The sequence below is a fragment of the Streptomyces sp. NPDC003247 genome, assembly GCF_042888135.1.
In the GTDB taxonomy this organism is placed as follows: domain Bacteria; phylum Actinomycetota; class Actinomycetes; order Streptomycetales; family Streptomycetaceae; genus Streptomyces.
This window is the reverse complement of record NZ_JBIAPF010000002.1, coordinates 377,407-390,227: the sequence shown is the minus strand read 5'-3', so window position 1 is coordinate 390,227 and position 12,821 is coordinate 377,407. Positions and strand designations below refer to the sequence as shown.

Sequence of the window (12,821 nt, the reverse complement as noted above, 5' to 3'; positions counted from 1 at the left end):
TGGATCTACCTTCGAGGACATGACTCAGCAGGGGGTGCGCTGGACGGCGGACCAGGTGCTGGCACTGGCGCCTGACGTCGCGTCGCGCAAGGCGGGAAGCAGGCTCGGCGCGGCGGGTCCGTGGTCCGGGACGGGGAGTTCCGACGAGGGGATGGTGTGGGGGCTGTGCAAGGGCAGCGGCAGCAAGCCGTACCGGACGGTCGTCGACGTCGCGGACGCCGCGGGACCGGCGTACACGTGCAGTTGTCCGAGCCGTAAGTTCCCCTGCAAGCACGCGCTCGGGCTGCTGTTGCTGTGGTCCGGCGGGGAAGCCGCGGTGCCCGCGGGACAGGCGGCACCGGACTGGGCCGAGGAGTGGATCACGGCACGGCGCGGGCGTACCGGGGAGAAACGGGAAGCGGGGGCGCGGGGTTCCACGGCCGCCTCGGCCGATCCGGAGGCGGCCCGCCGGAGAGCGGAGCGCCGCGCCGAGCGGATCACCGCGGGGGCGACGGAGCTGGAGCAGCGGCTGGCCGACCTGCTGCGCTCCGGTCTGGCCACGGCCGAGCAGGCGGGATACGGGCCGTGGGAGGAGACCGCGGCCCGTATGGTCGACGCCCAGGCGCCCGGGCTCGCCGCTCGGGTGCGGGAGTTGGGGGCGATCCCGGCCTCCGGCCCCGGCTGGCCGGTGCGCCTGCTGGAGGAGTGCGCGCTGCTCCACCTGCTCGACCGGGGCTGGCTGCACCGCGACCGCCTGCCGGACCCGCTGGCCGCGACGGTCCGCACCCGTGTCGGCCTGCCCGCCTCGCCGGACGGACCGCCGCTGCGGGACGACTGGCTCGTCCTCGCCCAGTACGACACGGGGGACGCGAAACTGACGACCCGCCGCGTCTGGCTCCACGGCGCCGCTTCCGGCCGTACCGTCCTCCTCCTCTCCTACGGCGCCGCCGGCCGCGCACCCGAGCTGGCGCTGCCGGTCGGCCTGGCCGTGGACGCGGAGGTGTCCGCCTACCCGGGCTCGGGGCAGCGGAGGGCGTCCCTGGGCGAGCGGTTCGCCCCGCCCGCCCCCACCGGCGTCCGGCCGCCCGGCGTGACGACGGCCGAGGCCGCGGCCCGCTACGGCGCCGCCCTGCGCGACGACCCCTGGCTGGACTCCGTCCCCGTCACCCTCGGCGGCGTCGTCCCCACTCCCGACGGCACCTCCTGGCAGCTGGCGGACACCGACGGGGACACCGCCCTTCCGCTCACGCCGGCAGCCGTGTCCCGCCCCGGTCTGTGGCGCCTGGTCGCCCTCTCCGGCGGCCACCCGGTCACGGTGTTCGGCGAGTGCGGCCACCGCGGCTTCACTCCCCTCACGGCCTGGCCGGCGGATCACGGAGAGGCGGTACGCCTGTGCTGAGCGCACATGACCCCGGCCGCTCCTCCGGCGGCCACGCACACCCCCTCGGGACGGAAGGGAACGTCATGAACGGCACCCCGGCTGCCCTCACCTCCCCACCGACCGCCTGGGAGGACCTGGTCACCGCGGCCCTCCTCGGCACGGACCGGCGTACGCCCCCGGGAGCGGCGTCCGGGCGGAACGCGCCGGCCGCCCTGCTGGACGCGGCGGCCGCCGAGACCGTACGGCGTCGGGCCGGTCTGCGGCCGGGGCGGGCCGCGCCCCGGCCGGATCCGGCACCCGAGGACCCGCGTCCGGCGCTGCCCGCCCCCGCGGCCCGCAGGCTCTCCCTGCTGCTGGCCGACCGGCCCGGCACCGGCGGAGGCGGCCGCAGGGGTACCGCGCCCGATCTGATGGAGCTGCTCCCCCAGTGGCTGGCGGTGGCGAACGCCCGGGGGTTCGCCGCACCGGCCGAGGCCCTGCCCGCACTGCTCGACGCGGCCCGGGGCCGGACGGACCTGCGCCCGGCGGCGCTGGAGTTCGCGGGCCCGAGAGCCCTGTGGCTGGCCCGGTTCAAGCCGGACTGGCGGTTCGCCCTGCGGGCGGCCCCGGGCGCCGGCGCGTCCCTGCCGGGCCCGGCGGAGACCGACCGTGTCGACCGGCTCTGGCAGGAGGGTCTGTTCGCCGAGCGGGTCGCGCTCCTCGCGTCGGTACGCGCCCACGACCCCGACGCCGGCCGCGCGCTGCTCACGGCCACCTGGCCGACGGAGCGTGCGGAGGACCGGCTGATGTTCCTGGACTCGCTGCGCGCCGGCCTCGGCCCGCGGGACGAGCCGTTCCTGGAGCAGGCCCTGGCCGACCGCAGCCGCAACGTCCGGGCCACGGCCGCCGAACTGCTGTCGGCGCTGCCGGGCTCGGCGCTCGCCGCGCGGATGGCGGTGCGGGCCGTCGCGTGCGTGGCCGTCGACCGCACGCGGGACACGCCGACGATCGTCGTGGAGGCGCCGCACGAGTGCGACGCGGCCATGGAACGCGACGGCGTGATACCCAAGGCTCCGCCCGGCCGGGGGGAACGGTCCTGGTGGCTGGGCCAGCTGGTGGAGGCGACCCCGCTGACCGCCTGGTCGGCGCGCCTGGGCGGCCGTGCTCCGGCGGAGATCGTCGCGCTGCCGGTGGCCGACGGCTGGACGGGTGAGCTGCACGCTGCGTGGTGCCGGGCCGCCGTGCGGCAACGGGACGCCGGCTGGGCGCGGGCCCTGCTCGGGGTGCCGTCGGCTCCCGAGGCCGGCGGGCCGGGCGCGGTGTCCCTCGCGGAGCGGGCCAAGCTGCTCGGCACCCTGCCGACGGGCGAGCGGGCGGAGTGGGTGGCCGGGTTCATCGCCGCGCACGGGCTGTCCGAGGCGTTCCAGCTGCTCGGGGTGTGCGCGGTGCCCTGGGCGCCGCCGCTCGGCCGCGCCGTGGTCGACGCGCTGAACATCGCACGCGACGCGGGGAGCTACCCGTGGAGTTTCAGTGGGGTGATGGGCCTGGCCGAACGCTGTCTCGACCCCGCGGAGGCCGGCCGTCTCGACGGCCTGCTGGCGGTGCCGGACGAGTCGGAGGACGCGTCACCCGGGGCGGGCGGCTACTGGGCGGAGGCGTTCCAGCGGCTGAGGACGACGTTGCGGCTGCGCGCGGTGATGGCGGAGGAGCTGGCTCTGTGACGGCGCCGTTGCGTCCGCGCCCCGGCCGCCGACGCCCCGCCACGCACACCCGGCTCCGTCGCCGGCGCCCTTCCCTCCACGCCAGAGGCACGCGTCGGCACCGCCGGCGCCCTTCCCTCCACGCCAGAGGCACGCGTCCGCACCGCCGGCGCCGTCCCGTGCGCGCCCAGGCCCAGCGCCCCACCGTCGCGTCGGCAGGGCGCGTCGGACGGGCGTCGGCTCACCCGCCGGAGGCGGCCGGCTGCCGGGCGTTCGCCCGCACCCACTCCACGATCGAAGCCGTCGTCGCCCCGGGCGTGAAGATCTCCGCGACGCCCTTCTCCTTCAGCGGCGGAATGTCCGCCTCGGGGATGATGCCCCCGCCGAAGACGAGGATGTCGGCCGCGTCCCGCTCCTCGAGGAGTTCGATCACGGCGGCGAAGAGGGTGTTGTGGGCTCCGGAGAGGATGGACAGACCGATCGCGTCGGCGTCCTCCTGGATCGCGGTGTCGACGATCTGCTCGGGAGTCTGGTGGAGCCCGGTGTAGATGACCTCCATGCCGGCGTCGCGCAGCGCCCGCGCGATCACCTTGGCGCCACGGTCGTGGCCGTCGAGTCCCGGCTTGGCCACCACCACGCGGATCGGACCGGCTGCCACACCCATCACTGCCTCCATGAAGCGACTCCATCCATCCGTATCCCTTCCCTGCGACCCGAGCGGTACCACCCCTGCGACCGAGGAAAGTGAACGAACGTTATCTCCAGCTTCCCGTAACCGGCAGTTTCGCGGCACGCGGCGAGGGGGAAATCACACAGTGGGACACGTTCACCGCACGCGGTTCTTTTTCACCCGAAGGGGGAACCCGAGGAGAAACCGCGTACAACGGGAGCCGCAACGGGGTTTCCGCACCGCCGCGTCGCAGGCCGCGCGCCATGGCGGTGCGGCGCATCGGCGACGGACGCCGACCCGCTCCGCCGCGACTTCCCCTAGGGCACACGGGGGACAGAGGCGTCCTCGGCGTGCCGACAGGAGGTCGGCCATGCAGGTCACGCGGTTGGTGCAGCCCTTACTACCGTTGTGTCGGCGTCTCCTGCCGGACAGGCCGCCGGCGCTGTCCGTGACTCTGCTGAAGGCGACCGCGCTGGACATCGCCATCCTCGCCGGGCATCTGCTCCTCTACCCCTCCGGCATCACCCCGGAACGCCGTGGTGAAGCCGCCCCCGCACTGCCCGCGACGGGCGGCGCCGAGGATCCGGCCCGGCTGCCGGCCCGGCCGCTGCCCCCGGTCGTCCTGCTGCACGGCTTCATCGACAACCGTTCCGTCTTCGTCCTGCTGCGCCGCAGCCTCGCCCAGCACGGCAGGCATCGGGTCGAGTCACTCAACTACTCCCCGCTGACCTGTGACATCCGCATCGCGGCGGAGCTGCTGGGCCGGCACATAGAGGAGATCTGCGAACGCACCGGCAGCGACCGGGTCGACGTCGTCGGGCACAGCCTCGGCGGTCTGATCGCCCGCTACTACGCGCAGCGGCTCGGCGGTGACGCGCGCGTACGCACCCTGGTCACCCTCGGCACCCCGCACTCGGGCACCCGGGTGGCCCGCCTAGCGAACGCGCACCCCATCGTGCGCCAGATGCGCCCCGGCTCGGCGGTCATCGAGGAGTTGTCCCGGCCCGCCCCCGGCTGCCGTACACGCTTCGTCAGCTTCTGGAGCGACCTCGACCACCTGATGGACCCGTTGGAGACGGCCCGGATCGACCACCCCGACCTGCTGACCGAGAACGTGCGGGTGAGCGGCATCGGCCATCTCGCCCTGACCGTGCACCCGGCCGTCGCGACCGGCATACGGCAGGCCCTCGACGACGAGGGGACGGGACGCACCACGCTCAGCCCGACGGCCGGGCACGCCGACGGCCTGACGGTGGCCTAGGACTCCCACCCGCACCGGCCGCACAGCGGTCGGCTCCTTTTCCGCCCTCTTTCCGTCCCCTTTCCGTCCTCGCCTGATCGAACATTCTTCGAACATAGGGCCAAGGTCGCGTCCACCCTCCCCCGAAACAGGGCCGATTGCCCCTTTCCCGCGAGCACGAAACCTGACGAAGATTGTCGTGCCCGCGTACCGCCGGGTACAGTCGCCGCACTGCTCTGGCAGCCCCTGTCGTCGAGGCGAGAGAGAAGTTGGTGAACGATCGTCACCCGTCGGGGACCCTGACCACCCCGGCTCCGGCTTCCGACGCAGACGCGGCGCACTACGCGTCGTACAACTCCACGGAAGCCCAGTACGGCGATTTCACCAGCCATGACGCGTACGACACCGGCGCGCACCCCACCGGCCACTTCGCGGCCGACCCCCTCTTCGGCAACCTTCCCGGTGACGGCGCCTCCACGGGTGCGTACGACACCGGGCAGTGGTCGACGGGCAGCCACCAGACCCTGAACTACGACCCGTACGCGGCCCAGCACCACGCCGCCTACGACACGGGCGCGTACGACACCACCACGTGGACCACGGGCCACCAGCAGATGGCGGACCAGCAGCCGCTGTCGGCCATCCCGCACCAGGCGACGGCGGCCGACACCAGCGGGCAGTGGGACGCGAGCGCCTGGCTCCAGCCCGACGGTTCCAGCGGGCCCGCCGCCGACCGGAACCAGCAGTGGGAATGGGGCACGCAGCCCTTCGACACCGGTGCCTACGACGCCACTCAGTGGAACTCCGACGGCGCCGACGCCCCGGACGCCGATGCCTTCGAGCAGTCCGCCGAGCCGCCCTTCGACCAGCAGGGCGCCACCACCTTCGAGCAGGGCGACTACCGGCAGCCCGACTTCGAACGGACCGACTTCGAGCACGGCGCCTACGACGAGTCGGCCGCTTACGACGAACGCCCTTCGGGTGAAGGCGAGTTGACCGCCACGGGCGAGCTGCCCGCCATCTCCGAGCTCCCCCTCCTCGACGACCAGGAGGACGTCGCCCCGGCCCCCGCCTCCCGCGCGGCCGCCCGCAACTCCGGCCGCTCCCGGCGTCGTACGCCCCCGAAGCGTTCCGCGTTGCTGACGGTGGCCGTGCCCTCGGCCTGTGTCATGGGCGTCGCCGGTATCGCGGCCGCTTCCGTCGGCACCCTGACCGGCGACGACAAGGAGACGTCGGCGGCCGCGTCGGACGCGCAGTCGGTGAAACCGTCCGCCGCCAACAACAAGCTCGACACCCAGCTCGAGACCCTCACCGCCGAGGCCGACGACTTCGCCGACCGGGCCAGCCGGACGCAGGAACGTATCGACCTCAAGGCGCAGCAGGAGGCCGAGAAGAAGAAGGCGGCGGCCGAGGCGGCCCGCAAGGAGCGGCTGCGCCCCAAGTACGCCCTCCCGGTCAGCCAGCACGGACTCAGCGCCTACTACGGCCAGGCCGGCGTCAACTGGATGTCCCAGCACACCGGCATCGACTTCCCGGTCTCCTACGGCACCACGGTCATGGCCGCGACCGACGGCACCGTCCGCACGCAGTGGAACAGCGCCTACGGCAACATGATGATCGTGACGGCGAAGGACGGGACGGAGACCTGGTACTGCCATCTCTCCAGCTACCGCGTCGCCTCCGGGACGACCGTGAAGGCCGGCGACCCGATCGCGTACTCCGGGAGTTCAGGCAACTCGACCGGTCCGCACCTGCACTTCGAGGTCCGGCCGAGCGGCGGCTCGGCGATCGACCCGCTGTCGTGGCTGCGCAGCCACGGCCTCGACCCGACGTAACCCGGCTCCGGCCGGCAGCTCCCGCCCCACAGGCTTTCGGGAACCCGTACGGCTTCCGAGCCCCCGCCGTACGAGCGGGGGCTCCTTCCGTGCACGTGCAGTGCACGGCCTTCAGGCGCGGGCGCGGGGCCCGGCCCGAGCCGCTCCTACAGCTTTTCCACCGGTGCGTACCGCAGCAGCAGCCGCTTCGGCTTGGTGTCGCCGAAGTCGATCGTCGCCTCCGCGTTGGCGCCCGTGCCCTTCACTCCGACGACCGTACCGAGCCCGAACTGGTCGTGTGTGACGCGGTCGCCGACGGCCAGTGAGACCACCGGCTTCTCCGCGGTCCGCCGCGTGGCGAAGCCGGACGCGCCGGACGCCGAGGAACGCGAGCGGGACGAGGACAGCGAGGCCGCCACCCCGGACACCGGACCGGAGGACCCGCGCGGGGCCGCGCCCGTCCGCTTCCAGTCGACGTGGGTGGCCGGGATCTCCTCCAGGAAGCGGGAGGGCGGGTTGTACGACGGCTGCCCCCAGGCGCTGCGCATCGCCGACCGGGTCAGGTAGAGCCGCTCCCGAGCGCGGGTGATCCCGACGTAGGCCAGGCGGCGTTCCTCCTCCAGCTCCTTGGTCTGGCCGAGGGCGCGCATGTGCGGGAAGACGCCGTCCTCCATGCCGGTCAGGAACACGACGGGGAACTCCAGGCCCTTGGCGGTGTGCAGGGTCATCAGGGTGATGACCCCGGAACCGTCCTCGTCCTCGTCGGGGATCTGGTCGGAGTCGGCGACCAGCGCGACCTTCTCCAGGAATTCGGCCAGGGTGCCGGCGTTGTCCTCGCCGCGTTCCTGCTCGAACTCCAGGGCCACGGCGGCGAGTTCCTGGAGATTCTCGATCCGGGTCTCGTCCTGCGGGTCGGTGGAGGCCTGCAACTCGGCGAGGTAGCCGGTACGTTCGAGGACCGCTTCGAGGACAGTCGCCGGGCCGGCGCCCGATTCGACGATCGTGCGGAGCTCCTCCATCAGGGCGTTGAACCGCTTCACGGCGTTCGTCGAGCGCGCGGCCATGCCGTACGCCTCGTCGACGCGCTTCAGCGCCTGCGGGAAGCTGATCTTCTCGCGCTGGGAGAGGGCGTCGATCATGGCCTCGGCGCGCTCGCCGATACCGCGCTTGGGCACGTTGAGGATGCGGCGCAGCGGGACGGCGTCCTCCGGGTTGGCGAGGACCCGCAGGTAGGCGAGGACGTCCCGGACCTCCTTGCGCTCGTAGAAGCGGACACCGCCGACGACCTTGTAGGGCAGGCCGACTCGGATGAAGACCTCTTCGAAGACACGGGACTGGGCGTTGGTGCGGTAGAAGACGGCGACGTCGCCCGCCTTCGCCTCGGCGGCGTCCGTGAGGCGGTCTATCTCGTCGGCGACGAACTGCGCCTCGTCGTGCTCGGTGTCGGCGACATAGCCGGTGATGCGCGCGCCCGTGCCCGCGTTGGTCCACAGGTTCTTGGGGCGGCGGGACTCGTTGCGCTCGATGACCGCGTTGGCCGCGGAGAGGATGGTCTGCGTGGAGCGGTAGTTCTGCTCCAGCAGGATCGTCGTCGCGTCCGGGTAGTCCTCCTCGAACTGGAGGATGTTGCGGATCGTCGCGCCGCGGAAGGCGTAGATCGACTGGTCGGCGTCGCCCACGACGCACAGTTCGGCGGGCGGTACGTCGCCCTCGGTGGGCGGTACGTCGACGGGGTGCTCGCCGGTGCCCACGAGCTCGCGGACGAGGGTGTACTGGGCGTGGTTGGTGTCCTGGTACTCGTCGACCAGGACATGGCGGAAGCGGCGGCGGTAGTGCTCGGCGACGTCGGGGAAGGCGCGCAGCAGGTTGACCGTCGTCATGATCAGGTCGTCGAAGTCGAGGGCGTTCGCCTCGCGCAGCCGCGACTGGTAGAGGGCGTAGGCCTGGGCGAGGGTCTTCTCGAAACCGTCGGCGGCCTGGGCGGCGAAGTCCTCCTCGTCGATCAGCTCGTTCTTCAGGTTGCTGATCTTCGCGCTGAAGGACTTCGGCGGGTAGCGCTTGGGGTCGAGGTCCAGATCACGGCAGACCAGGGCCATCAGGCGCTTGGAGTCGGCGGCGTCGTAGATCGAGAACGAGGACGTGAAGCCGAGCTTCTTGCTCTCGCGGCGCAGGATGCGCACGCACGCGCTGTGGAAGGTCATCACCCACATCGCGTTCGCCCGGGGGCCGACGAGCTGCTCGACGCGCTCCTTCATCTCGCCCGCGGCCTTGTTGGTGAAGGTGATCGCGAGGATCTCGCCGGGGTGGACGTGCCGCTCGGCGAGGAGGTGGGCGATGCGGTGGGTGAGCACGCGCGTCTTGCCGGAGCCGGCGCCGGCGACGATGAGCAGCGGGGTGCCGGAGTGGACGACGGCGGCGCGCTGGTTGTCGTTGAGGCCCTCCAGCAGCGTGGCCGCGTCGATCACCGGGCGCGGGGCGCCGTCGCGGTAGTGGGCGTCCCGGTCCGGGGGCACGTCGAACTTCCCGCCGAACAGATCGTCCGGGAACGACTCCGGAGCGTGCTCGTCCTCGGGCGGTGGCGGAGGTTCCTCCTCGTGGCCGCGCGGGGCCTGGAGGTCCGCCAGGAAGCTGTCGTCAAAGAGGCTGCTCATCGCTCTCCGAGTCTAGGGTGCCCCACCGACAACCGGCCGCCGTCCCGAGAACATCCCGCTTCCCCCCGCCGCCCGATCCGCCGAGGGCGGCAGGGGCGAGGCGGCACCCACCGACCGGATCGGGAGCGTCACTGTTCGTATCCGACCGTTCTCCACTGCCATAAATCGGGGCAAACCATTATCTATCGCTCCACTCTTGCCCGGGTTCGGCTCCGCCCTGCCGAAGGTCACGAAAATGTATCGGGCATATCACCCAGCAACCTTCACAGGCACCACACGAGTTGGCTACCGTGCCGGGCAGGCCGTACGACCCCCACCGGCGAACCTCGCCGGGCCGCACGGCCTCCGCCGAATCCTGCGCGCCCCCACGGGGCAGCCGGAGCCGGGGACCCACCGAGATCCCGGGGTGAATCGGCCTGACTCCCTGCGGGGACGAGGCCGTAGGGCAACCCTTCCGACCGTCCGCCCGAACCCGACAGCTAACCCGGTAGGCGGAACATGGAAGGAGTCGCCTCCCTTGGCGTCGCAGCACCGCAAGCCGCGCCTCTCGGGCACGCGCGTAGCAGGCATACGCACACCCGCCCTCGCCACCGCCGCCCTCACCTCGGTGGCCCTGCTCTCCCAGACGGCCAACGCCGCGCCCTCCACCGACGGCAAGCCGAGCCTGGAGGAGGTCGAGAAGAAGGTCGACGACCTCTACCGCCAGGCGGAGTCGGCCACCGAGAAGTACAACGCCGCCAAGGAGAAGACGACCAAGCAGCGCAAGCGCGTCGACACCCTCCTCGACGACGTGGCCCAGCGCACCCAGAAGCTCAACGAAGCACGGGAGCAGCTCGGTTCCTTCGCCGCCGCCCAGTACCGCACCGGCGCCTCCGCACCCGACACGGCGACCCTCCTCCTCGCGGACTCCCCGCAGGACTACTTCGACCAGACCCAGCTGATGGGCCGGCTGACCGAACGCCAGAAGGACGCGGTCGACGACTACGTCACCGAGCAGTCGGAGACCATGAAGAAGCGTCAGGAGGCCACGCAGAGCCTCGAGACGCTCACCGACTCGCAGAACGACCTCAAGACGGCCAAGGCCACCGTCCAGAAGAAGCTCGGCACCGCGCGCTCCCTGCTGTCGCAGCTGACGGCGGAGGAGAAGGAGCGGCTCGCCGCGATCGAGCGGAAGAAGCAGCAGGAGGCCGCCCGCAAGGCGGCGGAACTGGCCGAGCAGCAGGCGGCGGAGGCCGCGGCCGCACAGCAGGAGAGCGGCGGCTCCTCGGACACGAGCGCCTCGTCGGGCACCTCCTCGTCGTCCTCCGCGGCCACGGACGCCTCGTACACCACCAAGGCCGAGAAGGCCCTGGCCTTCGCCCGCGCCCAGATCGGCAAGCCGTACGTCTGGGGCGCCACGGGCCCCGAGTCCTACGACTGCTCCGGCCTCACCCAGGCCGCCTGGAAGGCCGCCGGCGTCACCCTTCCGCGCACCACCTACGACCAGGTCGACGCGGGCACCACCGTCTCCCTCGCCGATGCCCTGCCGGGCGACCTGATCTTCTTCTACGACGACGTCAGCCACGTCGGGATCTACATCGGCAACGGCATGATGATCCACGCTCCGAAGCCGGGCGCGTACGTGCGGGAGGAGTCGGTGTACTACGACGGGGAGTCGTCGATCCACAGCGTGGTGCGACCGGCCTGACCGGGCGCGGGGCGCTCGGGCGGCGGGCAGCGGGCACTCGGACTGCGGGCGGCGGGCGGCGGGCGGTCCGGGTTACTGACGGACGGGCTGCCAGGACCTTCCCTCCCCCACCGTCGGCGGGGGTGGGGGAGGCCGCTCCTTGTCCTGCGCCCGCGCGTAATTCCCCGCTCCTGCGCGCGTGCCCCCGCGCGCGCCGCCCGGCGCTCCTTACCATCGGCCGCATGCCCCGCTCTTCCCCCCTCCGCGCCTGGTGGGCGCAGCGTCCGCCGGCGGCCGGGGCCGCTGTGATGGCGACCGGCATTCTGTCGATCGGCCTGAACCTGACGGGGCACGACGTGCTGTCCCTGACCGCCCTGGCGCTGGCGGGGGTCGGCTGGGTGGCCCTGGCGGTGGACTTCGCCGTACGGCTGCTGCGGGAGCGCGAGCGGTGGCGGGCCGAGGCGGGGACGCCTGCGGGTCTGACGGCCGTCGCGGCGACCACCGTGCTCGGCGCCCGGATCTCCTCGCTCGGCTGGCAGCCGCTCGCCGAGGCGCTGCTGGCGCTGGCGGCGGTGCTGTGGCCCGTGTTGCTGGTGGAGGTCATGAGGCATTGGGAGCGGCGCATGCCCGGGGCGGTGTTCCTGTGTTGTGTGGCCACACAAGGGCTGGCCGTACTGGCCGCGACGCTCGCACGGGCCGAGGCGGAGGCCTGGCTCGCCCGCGCCGCGCTCGTCCTGTTCTGGCTCGGCCTGGCCGTCTATGTCGTGACGCTGGCCCGGTTCAGCCTGCGGCAGGTGGCCGAGGGCGCCGGGGACCAGTGGGTGGCGGGCGGCGCGCTCGCCATCTCCGCGCTGGCGGGTGCGAAGCTCCTGCTGGCCGAGAGTGGCGGGCTGTACCTGTGGAACGTGGACGACGCCGGCGTCCTGCGCACCATGACCGTCGCCCTGCTCGTCCTGGCTCTGCTCTGGTACGCCGTGCTGCTCGTCGCCGAGCTGTGGTGGCCGCGCCCCCGCTACGACATGCGCCGCTGGTCGACGGTGTTCCCGATGGGCATGACGGCGGTCGCCGCGCTGTCCGTCGCCGACGCGGTCGACGCCCCGTCGCTGGAGGGTCCCGGTCAGGTGCTGCTGTGGATCGCGGTGGCGGCCTGGCTGGCCGTCGCCACGGGGGCGCTCATGACCGGCCGTGCCTCCGTCAGGTCCACAGGACGGCGATGAAGATGTTGGCGACGGTCAGCAGGCCGACCAGTCCGAACAGGGGCTTCTCCACCTTCTCGTCGTCGCGCTTCACATAGACGAGACCGAGGATCACGATCAGCAGGGCCAGCTTCACGCCGATCTTGATGTTGTTGACCTGCTGGTCGTCGGCCTGGTTGAGCCCGACCAGCACCACGCCCGTGACCAGCATCGTCGCCGCGCCGTGCAGCATCGCGGGGACGAAACGGGCCGTGCCCCGGCCCATCGCCTTCATCTGCGTGAGGAAGCCGCCGAGCAGCGCGGCGATGCCGATGATGTGGAGGCCGACGAAAAGATGGATGAGTAGGTCCATGGAGCCGGATGCTAACCAGCCGCCCGGACAGCGCTCGACACCACCCCCGCCCATCCCGGTCGCGACACTTGCATATATGCGTCCCATAGCAGCCCGTCGCCCGGATGTGATCCGATTTCGCCGCATCGGTCAGCGCGCCGCACGAAGTCGATTCCTTCGGACCGGGTCACCGGGCACGTCCGGTCTCCAGGCT

General features: G+C 72.4%; 9 protein-coding genes and 1 riboswitch. Of the genes, 6 read left to right on the top strand and 3 right to left on the bottom strand.

Going from position 1 to position 12,821, the window contains the following annotated elements; all coding sequences use genetic code 11:
- Window positions 1-19 precede the first annotated feature (19 nt).
- Both ACFYWQ_RS06675 and ACFYWQ_RS06670 read left to right on the top strand, forming a co-directional pair.
- Window positions 20-1,378, top strand: a complete 1,359-nt coding sequence (locus ACFYWQ_RS06675; RefSeq protein WP_389513437.1) for an SWIM zinc finger family protein — start codon at window positions 20-22, stop codon at window positions 1,376-1,378.
- Window positions 1,379-1,443: 65 nt separating this feature from the next.
- Window positions 1,444-3,060 carry a DUF5691 domain-containing protein gene (locus ACFYWQ_RS06670; protein WP_389513435.1) on the top strand — a complete coding sequence of 539 codons (1,617 nt, stop codon included), beginning with the start codon at window positions 1,444-1,446 and terminating at the stop codon, window positions 3,058-3,060.
- A gap of 220 nt (window positions 3,061-3,280) precedes the next feature.
- Here ACFYWQ_RS06670 and ACFYWQ_RS06665 read toward each other — a convergent pair whose 3' ends face one another.
- On the bottom strand, window positions 3,281-3,703 hold the full coding sequence (locus ACFYWQ_RS06665; protein ID WP_389513434.1) for a cobalamin B12-binding domain-containing protein: 423 nt from the start codon (window positions 3,701-3,703) through the stop codon (window positions 3,281-3,283).
- A gap of 376 nt (window positions 3,704-4,079) precedes the next feature.
- On the opposite strand from ACFYWQ_RS06665, the gene ACFYWQ_RS06660 reads away from it, so the two are divergent.
- Complete coding sequence (locus tag ACFYWQ_RS06660; protein WP_389513433.1) at window positions 4,080-4,970, top strand: esterase/lipase family protein; 891 nt, start codon at window positions 4,080-4,082, stop codon at window positions 4,968-4,970.
- A gap of 251 nt (window positions 4,971-5,221) precedes the next feature.
- Complete coding sequence (locus ACFYWQ_RS06655) at window positions 5,222-6,784, top strand: M23 family metallopeptidase (protein WP_389513431.1); 1,563 nt, start codon at window positions 5,222-5,224, stop codon at window positions 6,782-6,784.
- Between the two features lie 146 nt (window positions 6,785-6,930).
- On the opposite strand, the gene pcrA is transcribed toward ACFYWQ_RS06655, so the two are convergent.
- Window positions 6,931-9,414 carry a DNA helicase PcrA gene (pcrA, locus tag ACFYWQ_RS06650; RefSeq protein WP_389513429.1) on the bottom strand — a complete coding sequence of 828 codons (2,484 nt, stop codon included), beginning with the start codon at window positions 9,412-9,414 and terminating at the stop codon, window positions 6,931-6,933.
- Window positions 9,415-9,750: 336 nt separating this feature from the next.
- A riboswitch (cyclic di-AMP (ydaO/yuaA leader) is annotated at window positions 9,751-9,923 on the top strand.
- Between the two features lie 8 nt (window positions 9,924-9,931).
- Here pcrA and ACFYWQ_RS06645 point away from each other — a divergent pair.
- Together ACFYWQ_RS06645 and ACFYWQ_RS06640 are read left to right on the top strand one after the other, a co-directional pair.
- The gene (locus tag ACFYWQ_RS06645) at window positions 9,932-11,101 is read left to right on the top strand and encodes an NlpC/P60 family protein (RefSeq protein ID WP_389513427.1); all 1,170 of its coding nucleotides are present in this window, start codon (window positions 9,932-9,934) and stop codon (window positions 11,099-11,101) included.
- A 221-nt stretch (window positions 11,102-11,322) separates the two neighbouring features.
- Window positions 11,323-12,297, top strand: coding sequence for a tellurite resistance/C4-dicarboxylate transporter family protein (locus ACFYWQ_RS06640; protein ID WP_389513426.1), 975 nt, complete (start codon window positions 11,323-11,325; stop codon window positions 12,295-12,297).
- Here the strand turns inward: ACFYWQ_RS06640 and ACFYWQ_RS06635 are convergent.
- Window positions 12,275-12,628: a hypothetical protein gene (locus ACFYWQ_RS06635; RefSeq protein ID WP_389513425.1), complete on the bottom strand. Its 354-nt coding sequence runs from the start codon at window positions 12,626-12,628 to the stop codon at window positions 12,275-12,277. The two genes, ACFYWQ_RS06640 and ACFYWQ_RS06635, sit on opposite strands and share 23 nt — an antisense overlap.
- Between the last annotated feature and the right edge of the window lie 193 nt (window positions 12,629-12,821).